Source organism: Streptomyces boncukensis, from assembly GCF_011045075.1.
Classification (GTDB): domain Bacteria; phylum Actinomycetota; class Actinomycetes; order Streptomycetales; family Streptomycetaceae; genus Streptomyces; species Streptomyces boncukensis.
The window spans coordinates 1-15,887 of record NZ_JAAKZZ010000134.1; the positions used below are offsets into that span (position 1 = coordinate 1).

Consider the following 15,887-nt stretch of genomic DNA (forward strand, 5'->3'; position numbering starts at 1 on the left):
GCACAGAGGGGGTGTGCGGGGGGCGGTGCTTGTCGGATGGCTCAGTGTTCGCCGCACCGATCGCGGGTGGCTACTCACGGGAGTGACAATTTCGACGCCGAATCCGGCTGATGCTTCATCACTTCACGCTCCTCCTGGCGTCCGGATAAGCGCTGTGTCGGATTCCGCCGCCCGTCCCGCCGGCTCTCCGCCGTCCGGGCCGGTCAGGCTCCGTCCGCGGCGGCACGTCCCGCCCGGCCGTTCCGCCTGCCCCTGACGACCAGCACCGCACCGGCCGCCGCGACCACGCCACCAGCCACGACGGCCGCCAGCGGGGCCGTGGTGCCCAGCAGCTCCAGCTTGTCGTTGTCGTCCTTGGCGAGGTCCACGGCGTCCTGCTGGGTCTTGGCGGTGAAGGCGAGCTTGTCACTCTGGAGCAGGGTGACCTCGTCCTTGCTGCCGCCCGGGGCGCGCAGCGTCATCTTGGGGCCGGTGGCGGCGTACAGGATGCGCCCCGTGCGCTCGTCCACGATGAAGTCCAGGCCCGCGTTGGCGTACCACTGCTCGGCGTGGATCTGGCCGCTCTTCTTCCGGTCCACCAGGACGGCCGGCACCTGCCTGCTGCCCGAGCGGGTCGGCTTCACCGTGCCGCTGAAGCGCAGGCCCTCGTAGCCGCGCACCTTCGCCTTGCCCTTGTAGTGCAGCGGGACGGTGCCGCCCAGCGTGCTGTCCCACCACAGGTAGTCACGCTTCTCCACGTCGAAGGGCCACTTCAGGTACGCCTCGCCGCTGAAGTTCTTCCCCGCCGCGGGCTTCGCCTGGCAGCAGCGCACCGGGAGGTTGGTCTTCCGGTCGGTCACCCAGCGTTCCGTCGTCCACTGGAACGATCTGCGCGGATCGTCCAGCTTCAGGGTGTCCGGGCTGTCGATGGTCTGCGAGACGTCCCACACCGCCCGGCCGGTCTTCTCGCTGTCCGCCACATTGCCCAGGACGCGGCGGGTGACGGTGAGCTTCTGATCGCTCCTGGTCCGCCGGTTCTCCTGGTCGAAGTACTTCCCCTGGCCTTTGAAGATCGAGGTTATGTTGACATCTGTGGGATTCCGTTTGGCGCGTGGCTCGACGTACCACAGCAGCATCGGGGCGAGCACGAGCAGGAAGACTCCCAGGCCCAGCAGGACGAGGGCGAGGGGCGAGGCGTGACGGCGCATGGCGGGGTACTCCGAGAGTGGTCTTGACCTGCGTCAGGTGTGATCCTGCGGCAGGTGGCGGTGCTGCGGCGGAGCAGTGCACGGACGGCGGAAGAGCCGTGAAGAGCGTGTTGTCCCTGTCTGTACAGTCCGTATGAGCGGGAAACCGTAGGCGGTCTCTTGACACGGAGTCAATGCCAACCGACACTCAGCAACTCAAGAGGGGTTGGCTCCTGGGGCGGAGCCGCTGGGCCTGTCCAGCACGACCAGAAGGCCGTCACGGCACTCGAAGAAGAGTGAAGAGAGGTTCGCCGCCGCCATGCACAAACTCCTCGCCGCCGCACTGACGTGTGTGGTCGCCGCGGCCCTCGCCGTCGGCACCGGCCTCGGCATCGTCGCGGCGCTCAACGCGACGCCGGACCAGCCGAACGTTCCGCTGGTGCGCTTCAACCCGACCCCGACCGAGGGCCCGGCCTCCTCGCCGTCGCCCTCCGGCTCCCCGGACGCCTCCGGCTCGCCTTCGCCGGGCTCCGGCGGGTCCCCGGCACCGGACGACACCGGCGCCTCCCCGCCGGAGAGCAGCCCGTGAAGGCCGCCACCATCCGCTCGGCCTGGCAGGACGTACCACCGCTGCGCGTGCGGCAGTTCTCGGAGCGCGCCGTGGCGGAGATCCCGGTACTCGCCGAGGACATCCTCAGCGCGATCCGCCGCGACTACCCGGGCCTGCCGCTGGTGCTCGACGACTCCGGCGAGCCCATGGCGCTCATCGGCATCCGCCGCGCCCTGGAGCACTTCGTGGAGAACCTGGCGGCCGGGCTGGGGGCGCAGCACGTGCCGCCGCAGGTCTTCCAGGAGTTCGGCCGGGGCGAGGTGCTGCAGGGCCGCAGCCTCGACTCCCTCCAGGCCATCTACCGCCTGGGCATCCGGCTCGCCTGGCGCAGGTTCGCCGAGATCGGCCACCAGATGGAGATCCCGCCGCCCGCCATGTACGAGCTGGCCGAGTCGGGCTTCCAGTACCTGGACGGGCTGGTCGCCGAGTCCGTACGCGGCTACGCGGAGGCGGCCGCGCGGCAGGCGGGCGAGCGGCTGCGGCTCCAGCGGCGGCTGCTCGACCTGCTGCTCTCCGACCACCACCACCTGCGCTCCGCCGGCGACCCCGCGGACCTGCTCGCCGACCGCGCGGCCCGCATCGGCTGGCGGGTGCCGCAGACGGTGGCCGTCGCCGTGCTCGTACGGCCGGCGCGCTCGGCCGTACCGCCCGCCGTGGGCGACGAGGTGCTGCTGGACATGGAGTGCGAGCAGCCCCGGATGGTGGTGCCCGAACCGGAGGCCCCCGGCCGGGCCGAACTGCTGCGCCGGGCGACCTCCGGCTGGGCCGGGGCGCTCGGCCCTCCCGTCCCGCTGGCCGACGCGGTGAAGTCGCTGCGCTGGGCGCAGGCGGCCGTCGGGCTGATGGAGCGCGGCCTGCTGCCCAGCGGCGAGCTGCTGGCCTGTACGGAGCACACCGAGGCGCTGGTGCTGCTGCCGCCCGAGGAGCTGATCGGGGGGCTCACCCGGCGCAGGCTCGCCCCGCTGGAGGCGTGCGGGCCCACGCACAGCAGGCGGCTGGCCGAGACGCTGCTCGCCTGGCTGGAGACCCGCGGCGGCGCGCCCGAGGTGGCCGGACGGCTGGGAGTGCACCCCCAGACGGTCCGCTACCGGCTCCGGCAGATCCGCGAGCTGTGGGGCGACGAGATCGACGACCCCGACAGCCGCTTCGAGCTGGAGCTGGTGCTGCGGTCCATGAGGCTGCGCGGAGAACTCGGCTAGCGCGTCTGCCCTGCGTATCGTGCCGGGCCGGAGCTGCCCCTCGCTGCGCCCCGCAGGGGCGCGGGGAAACGGCGCGCCGAGCCAGGACATACCCGCGGACCGCAGCGCGGCGTCGTCAGGGGCGGCCCCTGACCGTCAGTCCACCCGGACGGGGGCCGGCGGGGCGTCGACGTCAGCGGGGTCGCCGTCGTGCTCCTGCCGCTTCGCGTTGACGGCCGTCACGGCGACGGCCAGTCCGGCGGCGAACACGACGGCGGCGGCGAGGAAGGCGCGGGTGTAGCCGTGCGTCAGCGCCCCGGGACCGGGCATCCGGCCGTCGGCCGCCGACGTGGAGACGGTCGACAGCACGGCGAGCCCGAGGGCACCGCCGATCTGCTGCGCGGTGTTCAGCAGGGCCGAGGCGATCCCGCTGTCCTCGTAGCCGACCCCGCTGACCGCGCCGAGCGTCAGCGGCACGAAGCACAGCCCGAGCCCGATGGCCGTCACGAACGACGCGGGCAGCACATGTGCGGCGTACGACGAGTCCGGCGCCAGCGTGGAGAACCACAGCATGCCCACGGCGGCCAGCCCCAGCCCCGGCCCGGCGAGCGCGCGGGGCGGCACCCGGGCGCTCAGCCGGGAGCTGACGCCGGCGGCCAGGGGCATCCCGACGCAGAACGGCAGGCTGGCGAAGCCGGCCCTGACCGGGCTGTAGCCGAGGACGAGCTGCATATAGAGGGTGAGGAAGTAGAACATGGCGAACATGCCGCCGCCGAGGAAGAGCATGGCCGCGTAGCTGCCGGACCGGTTGCGGTCGCGCAGCAGGTGCAGCGGCATCATCGGGTGCGCGGCGCGGGACTGGAGTATCAGGAACGCGGTCAGCAGCGCGGCGGCCGCGCCGAACGAGAGCAGGGTCAGCCCGTCGCTCCAGCCGTGCTCGCCGCCGCGCGTGATGCCGTGGACCAGGGCGACCAGGCCGCCGGTGCCGGTGAGCGCGCCGGGCACGTCCAGCCGGCCGGTGTGCCGCTCCGCCTCGCCCAGGACGCGGGTCCCGGCGAGGATGGCCGCGCCGATGGGGATGTTGATGAAGAACACCCAGCGCCAGTCGAGCACATCGGTCAGGGTGCCGCCCAGCAGCATCCCGATGGTGCCGCCGACGCCGCCCATCCCGGCGTACACGCCCATGGCCCGGTTCCGCGCGCGGCCCGGCGGGAACGTCGTGGCGATCAGGGCCAGCGCGCTGGGCGCGGCCAGCGCGGCGCCCACGCCCTGCAGCACCCGGGCCGCCAGGAGCAGCCCCTCGTTCGGGGCGAGCCCGCCCAGCAGCGAGGCGAGGGTGAAGACGGCGATACCGGCCTGGAACACCCGCCGCCGCCCGAGCAGGTCGCCCGCGCGGCCGCCCAGGAGCAGCAGGCCGCCGAAGGCCAGCGCGTAGGCGTTCACGACCCAGGCCAGGTTGGCGTCCGACATGCCCAGGTCGCCCTGGATGCTGGGCAGGGCGATGTTGGTGATGGTCGCGTCGACGACCACGATCAGCTGTGCGGCGGCGATGACGAAGAGGGCCAGCCCGGGTCGGCGGTTCGCGCCGGGCGGGGCGGGGACGGCGGTAGCACCGTCAGCAGACATGAAACAGCTCCAAAGGGGCGGTTGCGGAATGCGTGCCGCGCGCCGGGAGAAGAGTCGGGAAGAGGGCGCGGGCTGTTCGAGGAATGGACCGTAACAGCCCGCGAATCCCGGTTCCGGCGCGTCTGAACGAATTTCAGGACTGGCTCTTTCCGCCCTTGACGGCGACCGTTCTTCTCTCTGCACGCAGCGCTTCTGCTGCCCGGAAATCCCCGCTGACAGCCCCGCCTGGGCCGTCGTTGCGCACAGCTTCCGCGAAAAGGCAAGGCGATCTCCGCCATGATTTCCACCGCCTGCGAGAGCGGAAGAATGGCTGAAGACCGCCATGCTGCACAGGCGCACGGATGCGCTGCGGACATCACCCGTGCCCCGGTATCCCCTCCTTCTCGAAAAGGGCGCGGAAAGCGCGCGGGGGCCGGCCGGTGAGGCGTTCCACGGTGTCGGTGACGCGGTCCTCGGCCCCGTCCGCGATGGCCCGGTCCAGGTCGGCGAGGACCGTGGCCCACTCCGGCGGCATCTCTTCGGCGAGGCGGTCGCGCATGCGCTCGGGGGACAGCCGGCGGTGGACCACGGGCCGGCCGGAGAGCTCGCTGACGACCGCGACGATGTCGTCGTAGCTCAGCGCCTCGGGGCCGGTGAGGACGAGATCGGTGTCGGGCGCCTCGTCGTCGGTCAGGGCGCGGACGGCGACGGCGGCGATGTCCCCGGCGTCCACGAAGCCGACCCGGCCGCTCCCGGTGGCGGACGGCACGGTGCCGCTCTCCCGGATGCTGCGGGCGTGGACCTGCGTACCGGTGAAGTTCTGCATGAACCAGGAGGGCCGCAGCACCGCCCACTGCTCGATCAGTCCGGGCAGGGCCTGGTGCACCGCACCCACCGCCGGGCCGCCCGCGGGTATGGCCGAGGAGCTCAGGAGCACCGCGCGGCGCACGCCCGCGGCGCGGGCCCGCCGCAGGAAGGGCAGCATGACCGCCGCCGGGTCCGGGTCGCCCGGGGGCGGTACGAGGTAGACCCGGTCGACTCCGTCGAGGGCGGGGCCGTGGGTGGCGGGGTCGTACCAGTCGAAGGCGGCCGGCTCGGCGCCGGGGACGGCCGCGCCGCTCCGGCTGCCGGCCCGGACGCGGTGGCCGGCGGCGGCCAGCTGCGCGGCGGTGCGGCTGCCGGTGGTGCCGGTGGCGCCCACGACCAGGGTGGTGCCGGCGGCGGTCACCGGTCGCTCCTGGTGAAGTCGGCGCCGGGCTGCTGGACGGTGCTGGGGCTCCAGTAGTCGCGGTAGGAGGTGAAGCGCCCGTCGCGGGCCGTCACGACGACGATGTAGGTCGCGTCGAACGGGCTGCCGGTCTGCACCAGCCGGCCCGTGGCGCGCATCTCGACCACGACGGTCTCCGGGGTGGTGGTCTGGTGGATCAGCAGGTCGGGGATGTCGTGCAGGTCGATGTGGTCGGGGTAGTCGCGCATGTAGTCGGCGATGGCCTCCCTGCCCTCCAGCCGCCGGGGCCAGCCGTCGGGGGCGAAGGGGAACTCCATCACGCCGTCCTCGGCCCACAGGCCGATCCAGCCGGGGACGTCCTTGTTCAGCATCAGCTGCATGCTGTGGCGGAAGAGATCCGCCGGGGCGGTCGGTGCGGACATGGCTGTCCTTCCTCTCGGGTATCTCATAGAATCCGGACCCTAGGTCCGCTTTTACGATACGGACCCAGGGTCCGCTTTGCAACCGGGGGACCGAGGGGCCGAGGAACCGAGCAACCGAGGAACGAAGGAGGGGACCTGTGCCCGAGCGCAAACCCCGCAAGGACGCCGCCCGCAACCGGGAGGCCGTGCTGGCCGCCGCCGACGCCCTCTTCGCCCGCCGCGAGAGCCCCGAGGACGTCACCATGGCCGATATCGCGGCGGCGGCCGGCGTCGGCAAGGGGACGCTCTTCCGCGCCTTCGACGACCGCGCGGGACTGCTCCTCGCGCTGTACCAGAAGCGCCTCGAACCGGTCAGGTACGCCGTCGAGGCGGGCCCGCCGCCGCTGGGGCCCGCCACTCCGCCGCGCGAGCGCGTCTCCGCGCTGCTCGACGCCGTGCTGTGCTTCAAGCTCGACAACCGCCGCCTCGCGCTGGCCCTGGAAGAGGGCGGGAGCGGCAGCCCGTACCGGACCGAGCACTACGAGCGGTTGCAGCGCCTGCTCCGCTCCATGCTGGAGCAGATCCCCGGCCTGACCGACGGCGAGTTCGCCGCCCACGCGCTGCTCGCCGCCACCCGCGCCGACCTCGTCGAGCTGCTGGCCGGCCACGAGGGCGTGCCGCGCGAGCGGCTGCGGGCCCAACTGGCCGACTACGTCGCCCGGGTCGTGGACGCACCCGCTCCCGGGGAGCCGGCCGCGTAGGACCGGCGGCCCCCTCCCCGGCGCGGTCCGCCGGGCGCCCGCCCTACGGGGTGAGGGCGTGCTCGGTGAAGCGGCCGCAGGGGCGGAAGCCCAGGCGCCGGTAGACGGGCTCGCCGTCCGCGGACGCCTGGAGCACCGCGATGCCGTGGCCCCCGTCCCGCGCCGCGTGGAGCGCGGCGAGCGTGATGGCCCCGCCGTACCCGCGCCGGCGGTGGGCGGACAGGGTGCAGATGTTGTAGATCCCGGCGACGCCCGCGTACGCGAAGACCTCCGCCGAGCACACCGGACGGCCCGCCGCATAGCCCACCAGCAGGCGGGACGGCGAGCGCGGGTCCAGGGCCCGCGGAGCGGCCCGCGCGAGGAAGCGGCGTACGGTCCCGGCGGGCGGGCTCCAGTTCGCGGCGAGCACCGCGGCGTAGTCGGCGAGCTGTCCCGGCGTCGTCACGGTCCGGATGTCCAGCTCCGGCGCGCCCGGCCGGGGCAGGGCGCCGCCGAGCTCGGCCCACATGGCCGTCTCGTGTTCGGCCGCCGCCAGCCCGGCCGCCGTCAGCCGGGCGCCGAGGTCCGGCGGTGTCGAGGCGGGCCCCACCCACCAGGAGAAGCGGCGGCCGGTGGCCGCCGCGGTCCTGGCGGTCTCGGCGATGCGGGCCGGAGCGTCGGCGGCGGTGAAGCGGGCACGGGCGACGATATTGAAGGTGTCGTCGTCCAGGCCGCTGTCGGCGACCAGCAGGTCACCGGTCTCCGTGACGGATGCGCCGGGCGTGCCCCGGTGCAGGTGGCAGGCGTGCTCCGCCAGGTTCGCCTCCATCCGGGCCGGCAGACCCGGTGGTACGGGCGCATCGGACTCGTGGGGCTCGTCGGGCTCATGGGGCTCGTCGGGCTCGTCGGGCTGGTCGGGCTCGTGGGACTCGTCGGACGTGGAGGCGGGCGGCGGTTCCATGGCAACGCATCGCATCATGCGTACGCCCGGTGCGCACGCCGTTTTGGTCCCGGCCGGGGTATTGCCGCCGGATGGGGGCCCGATTAAAATTCGTTCGCGATATCGGCCATCCTTCGGAGTATCGAACGAAGGGGACGAGGGGCGGACATGGGGCGTCTAGTACCGGCGGTGACCAGGGCTCTGGACATTCTGGAGCTGTTCCTCGAAGGCGACGGCGTCCATACGGCACCGGAGATCACCCGCAAGCTGGGGCTGCCGCGCACCACCGTGCACGAACTGGTCACCACCCTCGCGGCCCGCAACTACCTGGTGCAGCTCCCCGACCAGCCGGGGCGGTACCGGCTGGGCGTGCGCACGTACCAGCTCGGCAGCCGCTACGCCGAGCAGCTCGACCTCGCGGCCGAGGGCCGGCAGGTGGCCCGCGGCGTGGCCGAGACCTGTGACGAGACGGTGCATGTCGCGGTCCTCGAGGACGCCGATGTCATCTATATCGCGAAGGTGGACAGCACGCACGCCGTCCGGATGGTCTCGGCCGCCGGCCGCCGCCTGCCCGCGCACTGCACGGCGGTCGGCAAGATGCTGCTGGCCTCCCTCCCGGAGGACGAGCTGCGCTCCCGGATACCGTCCGGTGCCGAACTGACCGCCATGACGCCGCACTCCCTCACCTCCCCGGAGGACCTCCACGAAGCACTGGCGGGGATACGCGGCCGGGGCATCGCGGTCGAGCGTCGCGAGTCCAACCCCGATGTGGCCTGCGTGGCCGCGCCCGTACGGGACTCGGGCGGTCAGGTCGCCGCGGCGCTCAGCATATCCGTACCCATGATCCGCTGGAGCGAGGAGCGGCGCGCCGAGCTGGAGGAGCTCGCGGCCAAGGGCGCGGCCGACCTGTCGGAGCGGCTGGGCTTCCGGGGCCGGGCGTGAGCTCCCGGCGGACCGGAGGGGCCGGCCCGGCGGGCGCCCCCGAGGTGGCGGTCCGGGCCGAGGCGGTGCTCGGCGAGGGGCCGACCTGGGACGCCGACGGCGGGCGGCTGCTGTGGGTCGACATCCTCTCCTCCCGTGTGCACACCCTCGACCCGGCGACCGGCGTGCGCACCGTCCGGGCCACCGAGCAGCACGTCGGCGCCGCCAAGCCGCGCGCGGGCGGCGGCCTGGTGGTCAACCTGCGCGACGGCGTGGGGCTGTACGCGCCGGACGGCGCCTTCTCCTGGCTGCACCGCGACCCCGTGCCGGGGCGGCGGGCCAACGACGCGGCGGTGGCCCCGGACGGCGCGCTGTGGGCGGGCACGATGCGCTACGACGAGCGCACGGGCGGCGGCACCCTCTCCCGCCTCACCGGCGACGGGCAGCGCGTCACCGTGCTCCCGGACGTCTCGGTCAGCAACGGCACGGGCTGGAGCCCCGACGGCACGCTGATGTACTACGTGGACACCCCCACCCGCCGCATCGACGTGTTCGACGTGCGGGACGACGGCGGCCTCGGGGCACGCCGCACCCTCGCGGAGGTCGAGGAGGGCGCCGGATGGCCGGACGGCCTGACGGTCGACGCCGAGGGCTGCGTGTGGGTCGCGCTGTGGGACGGCGGCGCGGTCCGGCGCTACACCCCGCGCGGCGAGCTGGACCTGGTGCTGCCGGTGCCCGTGCGGCGGCCGACGGCCTGCGGGTTCGGCGGCGCGCCGCTGCGGGATCTGTACGTGACGACAGCGCGGGCCGGCGTCGCCCCCGCGGAGCAGCCGCTGGCGGGCTCCCTGCTGGTGTTCCCGAACGCGGGCTCGGGCCAACCGGGCGTACCGTTCGCGGGCTGAGGGCCGCCCCGCGAGGCGTGGGGCCCGTGGAAGAGATCCTCAGCCGAAGCAACCCTTCCTGCCTGGGCGGCAACCACGGACGGGCACGCGGAACGATCACGCGTCCCCGGTACGTCCACAGAAGGAGCACCAGTGACTCGCACACCGAAGCACCGTCGCAAGAGGAGCCTGACGGCGACAGCCGTGGCCGTCGCCGCCGCCGGCGGCGCGGGCGCCTACTTCGCGACCGCTTCGCCCGGCGGCGCCCAGGCCGCGGACTCCTCTTCCACCGTCGTCGTCGCCACCGGAGGCAGCGACAGCGGCGCGGGCACCGCGTCCGACCCGTACGCGACGCTGGAGAAGGCGTTCTCCGTGGCGAAGGCGGGCACCACCATCCAGGTCAAGGCGGGTACGTACTACCCGGGGGAGAGCCTGAAGAGCAAGGCCGACGGCACCGCGGAACAGCCGATCACCCTGGAGCCGTACGGCGGGGGCGAGGTGAAGGTCGACGGCTCGAAGCTGCCCGACGACACCTGGCTCGTCGGCATCTACGGCAACCACTGGCACGTGCACGACATGCAGTTCCAGAACGGCCCCGCGCACGGCTTCGTCGTCACCTCGTCCACCGGCGGGGTCTTCAGAAACCTCACCACCAGCGGCAACGGCAACTCCGGCTTCACCCTGCGCGGCGAGAACACCGTGGGCAACCTGGTCGAGAACCTGGACTCGTACAACAACTACGACCCGGAGAACCACGGCCAGAACGCCGACGGCATCGCCGTCAAATTCGGCAGCGGCAAGGGCAACAAGGTCACCGGCGCCCGGCTGTTCAACAACGCGGACGACGGCATGGACCTGTGGAAGTTCGGATCCGGCATCACCGTCGAGGACTCCTGGGCCTACGGCAACGGCAAGAACCGCTGGAACGACGGCGCCTTCGAGGGCAACGGCAACGGCTTCAAGCTCGGCGGCGACGGCACGGCCGCGACGCACATCCTGCGGGCCAACGCCTCCTGGGACAACACCAAGCACGGCTTCACCGAGAACAGCAACCCCGGCGGCATGTGGCTGAGCCGCAACACGGCGTACGCCAACGGCAAGAACGGCTTCTACTTCGCCGGCAGCCCCTCCAAGCTGAGCAAGAACCTCGCCGTCGACAACGCCTCCGGCGCGGCCAAGACGGGCGGCTCGGCCCGGTCCACCGGCAACAACTGGGACAGCGGCGTCGCCACGCCGCCCTTCCGCAGCACGGAAGCGAAGTCCGTGACCGGCCCGCGCCACGCGGACGGCGCGCTGCCGAAGTCGACGTTCCTGCGGGTGGATCCGAGCGCCCGCATCGGCGCCCCGATGAAGTGACGCGCCCCTCGCGCTGACACCACCCCGGGGGCGAACGGCCCGGAGCGCGTCCGGCGGATCGACACGTCTAGCCGATGCCGCCGCGGACCGTGTACGTGCGCTCCGAGGCCGTGCCCGAGACCTCGTACGCGTCGTGCCCCGTGCTCCGCTCGCCCCCGGGGTGGTTGAACTGCCCGGCGAAGACGTGTTTGCCGGGGGGCACGGAGCGCCCTTTCCGGAGCGTCCAGCGGTAGACGAGTGCGCCGTCCTCGCGCCGTACGGAGACGGTGAAGTCCTTCGGCGGGCGGGTGCGCCAGGAGCCGGTCGACTCCAGCTTCTCCGCGCCCCGCGCGGCGACCCGCAGCTCCACCCGCAGCGTGCTGAGCTGCTCCGAGGTGCTGACCGTGACCTCGGTCTGCGACCAGTAGGTGCTGCTGCCCGGGTTGACCGAACCGCGCGACCGCAGCGGACCGCTCGCCGACCGCGCCTCGGCGGGCCCCGTCGAAGCCGTGGGCCCGGCGGGCCCGGCCGAGGTGCGTACGGTGGGGTGGGCGCTGTCGCCGTCCGGCCCGCCGCCGGTGTGCTGGGCCCACCACACCGTGCCGCCGCCGAGCCCGAGCACCATCACGGAGGCGCCCACCGCACCCGCCACCCGCGGCAAGGCCCAGGACCGCGCGCGCCCGCGCGGCCGCGGCGCCGGGCGGGCCCGGTCCCGCTGCCCGTCGGGCTCCTCGACGCCGCGGGCGATCCGCGCGAGCATCCGGGCCCGGTCCGGCCGGTGTGCGTCGGCCGCGGCGCGCAGCTCGCCGCGCAGCCGCCGCTCGGTGGTCTCCTCGGTCTGCTCGCTCACGTTCACCAGGTGTACCGTCCCGCCCTCTCGCCGCGCAGCGCCAGCACCGTGTCCACGCTACCCGGCAGGCTCTCCTCCCCGGGTTTCAGCAGCTTTTCCAACTCGGCCATTCCGCGCGACGCCTGGCTCTTGACGGTGCCCGTGGAGATGCCCAGGGTGCGCGCGGTGTCCCGCTCGGAGACATCGAGGGCGTGCCGCAGCACGACACAGGCGCGTCTGCGGAACGGGAGCCGCGCCAGGGCCTCGCGCACGTCCAGGACGGCGGGGACGTCCGGGCCCTCGCTGGGCTCCGCGTACCGCGACCAGAACAGCGCGATCCGGCGCCGCTCGCGCGTACGGCTGCGGATATGGGTGCGGGCGAGGTTGGCGAGCACGCCGCGGGCGTAGGCGGCGGGGCGGTCGGCGGCACGCACCCGGTCCCACCGGTGCCAGAGCGCGACGAAGGCGTCCGCGGCCAGATCGTCGGCCTCCTCGGCGTCGCCGAGCAGGAGGTAGGCCAGGCGGGCGAGTTCGGCGTGATGCTGCTCAAAGAAGGCGTGGAACTCCTCCGTTGGGGAATGCACACTGCCCCCTCGCTGTTCGAAATCCCGGTCATGTGCCGTCATTACGTGCACCCCGTGCGAGCGGTGAGGCTACCAGGGAGTTCGCCATGCGGCTCCACGCCGGACATGAGCTGTGTGGGGGCATCCGGTGAAGACCGGGTCGCTCCTCGCGGATCCCTTCGCGCGGACCCCTTCGCGCCGTCACTCCTCGCCGAGCATGCGCTTGAGCAGATCGCGCAGCAGGGTGCGCTCCAGCGGGGTGAGATCGGCCAGCGGCGCGGCGGCGAAGTCGAGCCCGGTGCGCAACTGGGCAGCGGTGCGCAGGCCCCGCTCGGTGGCCGCCGCCACCTTGACCCGGCGGTCCGCCGGGTCGGTGCGGCGCTCGACGAGGCCCCGGCTCTCCAGCCGGTCGACTATCCCCGTGACGTTGGACGGCTCGCACCTGAGCTGCTGGGCCACCTTGCGCATGGGGGTCGCCTCCCGGGCGAGCAGCGCCAGCAGCCGGGCCTGCGCCCCGGTCAGCTCGTGCTCGGCGGCGGCCCGCTCGTACTCCTCGTGGTAGCGCGCGGTGACGCCGCCGATGAGCTGGACGACCTCGAAGGTGACCGGGTCCGGGGAGGTGGGGCTGGAAGTCATGGCATCCAGGATACCCGGATGCTTGACAGCATGAAATATGGCGGGCATGGTTGTTTCAGTAGCTGAAACATCTTGGAAGGACCCGCCGTGACCCCGTCTTCGTCGACCGCCGCGCTTCCGGCCACTGGCCGGGCGTGGCATCTGACCGCCCGGCCGCAGGGCTGGCCCACGCCCGCCGACTTCGCGCTGCGCGAGGAGCCGGTCGCGGCGCCGGGGCCCGGCCAGATCCTCGTCCGCAACCTCTCCTTCTCCGTCGACCCGTATATGCGCGGCCGGATGAGCGCCGAGAAGTCCTATGTGCCGCCCTATGAGCTGGACCGGCCCATGGAGGGCGCGGCCGTCGGCATCGTCGTCGCCTCCCAGGCGGAGGGCTTCGCGCCGGGCGACCATGTGCTGCACGGCCTCGGCTGGCGGGAGTACGCCACGCTGAACGCCCGGCAGGCCACCACCGTCTCCACCGATCTGGCCCCGCTGACGGCCTACCTCGGAACGCTCGGCATGATCGGCCTCACGGCGTACGCCGGGCTGCTGCGGGTCGCCTCCTTCCGCGAGGGGGACACCGTCTTCGTCTCCGGCGCGGCCGGGGCCGTGGGCGGTCATGTCGGGCAGATCGCCAAGCTGAAGGGCGCCTCCCGGGTCGTCGGCAGCGCGGGCTCGGACGAGAAGGTCCGCCTCCTCACCGAGGAGTACGGCTTCGACGCCGCCTTCAACTACAAATCGGCCCCGGTCGCCGAGCAGCTCCGCGCGGCGGCCCCGGACGGCATCGACGTCTACTTCGACAATGTCGGCGGGGACCACCTGGAGGCCGCGCTGGACGTGCTGAAGGAGCACGGCCGGGTGGCGATCTGCGGCATGATCTCGCTGTACAACGTCACTGAGCCGCCGTCCGCGCCGCGCAACCTCCCCGAGGTCGTCAAGAAGCGGCTGCGGATCGAGGGCTTCCTGGTGAGCGACCACCGGGATATGAAGGAGGAGTTCTTCCAGGAGGTCTCGGCCTGGGTGCGCTCGGGCGAGCTGACCTACCGCGAGACGCTTGTCGAGGGCATCGAGAACGGGGTCGAGGCGTTCCTCGGGGTCCTCAAGGGCGAGAACACCGGGAAGATGATCGTGAGCCTGCCGGAGGGGTGAGCGCCCCCCGGCCCTGCAGCCCCGGGCCGCCCATATCCATCCCCCCGGTGGGCGGCCCGGACGGGCCTGGTCGATTCCGGCCGGGCCCGGCCGGTTCCGGTCGGCGTGCTCAGCCGCCGACCGCGGACCGCAGGTCGTAGCTGAGATGCGGCGGCTGAAGGTCAGTGGAGAGGGAGGGGTTCCCCTTGGTCCAGTTGTTCGGCTTGGCGTCCTGGTCGAGCCAGATACGCTCCAGCTCGGTGCCGCCGGTGTATGTGAGCACCTGCGTATAGCCGACTCCGGCCGAGCCCGACCAGCGGTGGTCCAGTAGCTCGCGGGAGGCGTCGCCGTCCCACCCCTCCCTCAGCCGGCGCGCGCCCCGAAGCGCAGCGCGAAGCGTGCCGGTGCCGGGTCGAGCCGGTGCTCCGGCAGCACGCCCGGCCCGCAGGACTGCGAGCCGATGCCGTGCAGCGCGTGATCGACGTTGACCCAGACCACGTCGCCGGGCACCAGGTCCGGCGTATGCCGCGCCGCGTCCAACTGCTCGCTGGTCCAGCGGCGCGCCGAGAACCAGAAGGGCGGCCCCACAGCCGTGACGCGCAGGGTGCGGCCCCGCCCGTCCGGTGCCGGCTCGTGCAGCTCCGCCCAGCGGACGTCGCAGCGCGCGCCGTTCTCCTGCGGGCGCACATAGGGGGTCTGCAGTTCGTCGACCGCCGCATGCCACAGCCCGATGCGCGCCGCCGCGCGCGTGTCCGGGTACGCCTCGCCGGGACCGCCGCCGAACCAGCCGGCCTGCCCGTAGCCGGCGGGCAGCCCGAACCGCAGGCCCAGCCGGGGCAGCGGGCAGGGCCACTCGCCCTCGGGTTCGACGGACACCTCCAGCCGCAGCGCGCCGTCCTCCACCGTCCACCGGTAGACGGTCCGGAGCCCGAGATCGGTGGCGGCCGGGGCGACGCGGGTGCGTACGGTCACGGCGCCGTCCGTCAGCTCGACGCCGTCCGTCCGGTGCCGCATCCGGTGCAGCCCGAGTTCGCGCCACAGCGGGCCGTAGCGGGTGTCGGGCTGCCAGGGGGCGCCCTCGTCGTTGTCGGTCGGGGCCCGCCAGATGTCCAGCGCTGGGGGGTGCGTCAGCGTCACCGCTCCGGCCACCGTGAGCAGGGTTCCCGTGGCGGCGTCGAAGGTGCCGGGGCCGAGCGTGACGGTGCCGCTCCCGGGGGCGCCGTTCCCGAGGGTGCTGCTCCCGGGGGTGCCGTCCCGCAGCGGGGGGAGTGGCGCGGCCGGCGCCGGACGGGGCTCCGCGCCGCCCCGGGGCGCGATCTGGCCCCATGCCACCTCATGGCCCCGCTCCGCCCACGGGGTGTCCGCCGCCAGCGTCGCCCGTATCGTCCACACCGCCTCGCCCGCCTGCGGCTCCTCCGGCGGTTCCGGGAGCTTCAGCTCGGTGCTCTCGCCGGGGCCCAGCGGCGGAGCCGCGAGCGGCCCGGAGGCCACCGTTCCGGCCTCGGTGTCGTACGACCAGACCAGCTCCAGATGGGACAGGTCGGTCAGGTCGTACAGGTTGGCGAGCCGTACGGTGCCGGGCGTGCTGCCCTGCGCGATCCGCACCGGCTCGATCACCTTCTTGTACTCCGCCAGCCCCGGCGACGGCGTCCGGTCCGGGAACAGCAGGCCGTCGCAGACGAAGTTGCCGTCGTGCAGCTCCTCGCCGAAGTCCCCGCCGTAGCCGAAGTACACCCGCCCGCCCCCG

The 15,887-nt window shown here is 73.4% G+C and carries 17 protein-coding genes; 7 read left to right on the forward strand and 10 right to left on the reverse strand.

Annotated features, from left to right (window positions below; genetic code table 11):
- Window positions 1-203: 203 nt before the first annotated feature.
- Window positions 204-1,187 carry a cell envelope lipid trafficking protein PgfA gene (gene pgfA / locus G5C65_RS15240; protein ID WP_165299366.1) on the reverse strand — a complete coding sequence of 328 codons (984 nt, stop codon included), beginning with the start codon at window positions 1,185-1,187 and terminating at the stop codon, window positions 204-206.
- A gap of 298 nt (window positions 1,188-1,485) precedes the next feature.
- Here pgfA and G5C65_RS15245 point away from each other — a divergent pair, with 298 nt between their 5' ends.
- Window positions 1,486-1,755 (forward strand): hypothetical protein, encoded by a 270-nt coding sequence (locus G5C65_RS15245; protein WP_165299365.1) that lies wholly within the window; start codon window positions 1,486-1,488, stop codon window positions 1,753-1,755.
- Window positions 1,752-2,975, forward strand: a complete 1,224-nt coding sequence (locus tag G5C65_RS15250) for a PucR-like N-terminal domain-containing protein (RefSeq protein ID WP_165299367.1) — start codon at window positions 1,752-1,754, stop codon at window positions 2,973-2,975. Before G5C65_RS15245 ends, G5C65_RS15250 begins: the two co-directional genes overlap by 4 nt.
- Window positions 2,976-3,110: 135 nt before the next feature.
- Here G5C65_RS15250 and G5C65_RS15255 read toward each other — a convergent pair whose 3' ends face one another.
- The 3 genes from G5C65_RS15255 to G5C65_RS15265 all read right to left on the reverse strand — a co-directional run bounded on the left by G5C65_RS15255 (window position 3,111) and on the right by G5C65_RS15265 (window position 6,209).
- Complete coding sequence (locus tag G5C65_RS15255; RefSeq protein WP_165299368.1) at window positions 3,111-4,580, reverse strand: MFS transporter; 1,470 nt, start codon at window positions 4,578-4,580, stop codon at window positions 3,111-3,113.
- Window positions 4,581-4,935: 355 nt separating this feature from the next.
- Window positions 4,936-5,787 carry an NAD(P)H-binding protein gene (locus tag G5C65_RS15260; protein ID WP_165299369.1) on the reverse strand — a complete coding sequence of 284 codons (852 nt, stop codon included), beginning with the start codon at window positions 5,785-5,787 and terminating at the stop codon, window positions 4,936-4,938.
- A complete protein-coding gene (locus G5C65_RS15265; protein ID WP_165299370.1) occupies window positions 5,784-6,209 on the reverse strand; it encodes a nuclear transport factor 2 family protein in 426 nt (141 codons plus the stop codon). The genes G5C65_RS15260 and G5C65_RS15265 overlap by 4 nt, the downstream gene beginning before the upstream one ends.
- Before the next feature lie 137 nt (window positions 6,210-6,346).
- Here G5C65_RS15265 and G5C65_RS15270 point away from each other — a divergent pair, with 137 nt between their 5' ends.
- The gene (locus G5C65_RS15270; protein WP_165299371.1) at window positions 6,347-6,949 is read left to right on the forward strand and encodes a TetR family transcriptional regulator; all 603 of its coding nucleotides are present in this window, start codon (window positions 6,347-6,349) and stop codon (window positions 6,947-6,949) included.
- A gap of 43 nt (window positions 6,950-6,992) precedes the next feature.
- Here the strand turns inward: G5C65_RS15270 and G5C65_RS15275 are convergent, their stop codons facing one another.
- Entirely contained in the window at window positions 6,993-7,757 is a 765-nt protein-coding gene (locus G5C65_RS15275; protein ID WP_165299381.1) for a GNAT family N-acetyltransferase, read from the reverse strand.
- Between the two features lie 279 nt (window positions 7,758-8,036).
- Here G5C65_RS15275 and G5C65_RS15280 point away from each other — a divergent pair, with 279 nt between their 5' ends.
- From G5C65_RS15280 to G5C65_RS15290, 3 genes are all read left to right on the forward strand, one after another.
- Window positions 8,037-8,810 carry an IclR family transcriptional regulator gene (locus G5C65_RS15280; protein ID WP_165299372.1) on the forward strand — a complete coding sequence of 258 codons (774 nt, stop codon included), beginning with the start codon at window positions 8,037-8,039 and terminating at the stop codon, window positions 8,808-8,810.
- Window positions 8,807-9,691: an SMP-30/gluconolactonase/LRE family protein gene (locus G5C65_RS15285; protein WP_165299373.1), complete on the forward strand. Its 885-nt coding sequence runs from the start codon at window positions 8,807-8,809 to the stop codon at window positions 9,689-9,691. Before G5C65_RS15280 ends, G5C65_RS15285 begins: the two co-directional genes overlap by 4 nt.
- A 132-nt stretch (window positions 9,692-9,823) precedes the next feature.
- Window positions 9,824-11,026, forward strand: a complete 1,203-nt coding sequence (locus G5C65_RS15290) for a right-handed parallel beta-helix repeat-containing protein (protein ID WP_165299374.1) — start codon at window positions 9,824-9,826, stop codon at window positions 11,024-11,026.
- A 67-nt stretch (window positions 11,027-11,093) separates the two neighbouring features.
- On the opposite strand, the gene G5C65_RS15295 is transcribed toward G5C65_RS15290, so the two are convergent.
- The 3 genes from G5C65_RS15295 to G5C65_RS15305 all read right to left on the reverse strand — a co-directional run bounded on the left by G5C65_RS15295 (window position 11,094) and on the right by G5C65_RS15305 (window position 13,033).
- Window positions 11,094-11,855, reverse strand: coding sequence for an anti-sigma factor (locus tag G5C65_RS15295; RefSeq protein ID WP_165299375.1), 762 nt, complete (start codon window positions 11,853-11,855; stop codon window positions 11,094-11,096).
- A gap of 2 nt (window positions 11,856-11,857) precedes the next feature.
- A complete protein-coding gene (locus G5C65_RS15300) occupies window positions 11,858-12,418 on the reverse strand; it encodes a SigE family RNA polymerase sigma factor (RefSeq protein ID WP_420903317.1) in 561 nt (186 codons plus the stop codon).
- A 180-nt stretch (window positions 12,419-12,598) separates the two neighbouring features.
- Window positions 12,599-13,033 (reverse strand): MarR family winged helix-turn-helix transcriptional regulator, encoded by a 435-nt coding sequence (locus tag G5C65_RS15305; RefSeq protein WP_165299377.1) that lies wholly within the window; start codon window positions 13,031-13,033, stop codon window positions 12,599-12,601.
- An 87-nt stretch (window positions 13,034-13,120) separates the two neighbouring features.
- Here G5C65_RS15305 and G5C65_RS15310 point away from each other — a divergent pair, with 87 nt between their 5' ends.
- Entirely contained in the window at window positions 13,121-14,161 is a 1,041-nt protein-coding gene (locus G5C65_RS15310) for a zinc-binding dehydrogenase (protein ID WP_165299378.1), read from the forward strand.
- Between the two features lie 109 nt (window positions 14,162-14,270).
- Here the strand turns inward: G5C65_RS15310 and G5C65_RS15315 are convergent, their stop codons facing one another.
- A complete protein-coding gene (locus G5C65_RS15315) occupies window positions 14,271-14,423 on the reverse strand; it encodes a hypothetical protein (protein WP_165299379.1) in 153 nt (50 codons plus the stop codon).
- Window positions 14,424-14,503: 80 nt separating this feature from the next.
- Window positions 14,504-15,887: beta-galactosidase small subunit family protein (locus tag G5C65_RS15320; RefSeq protein WP_165299380.1), on the reverse strand; the 1,384-nt coding region annotated here is incomplete at its 5' end.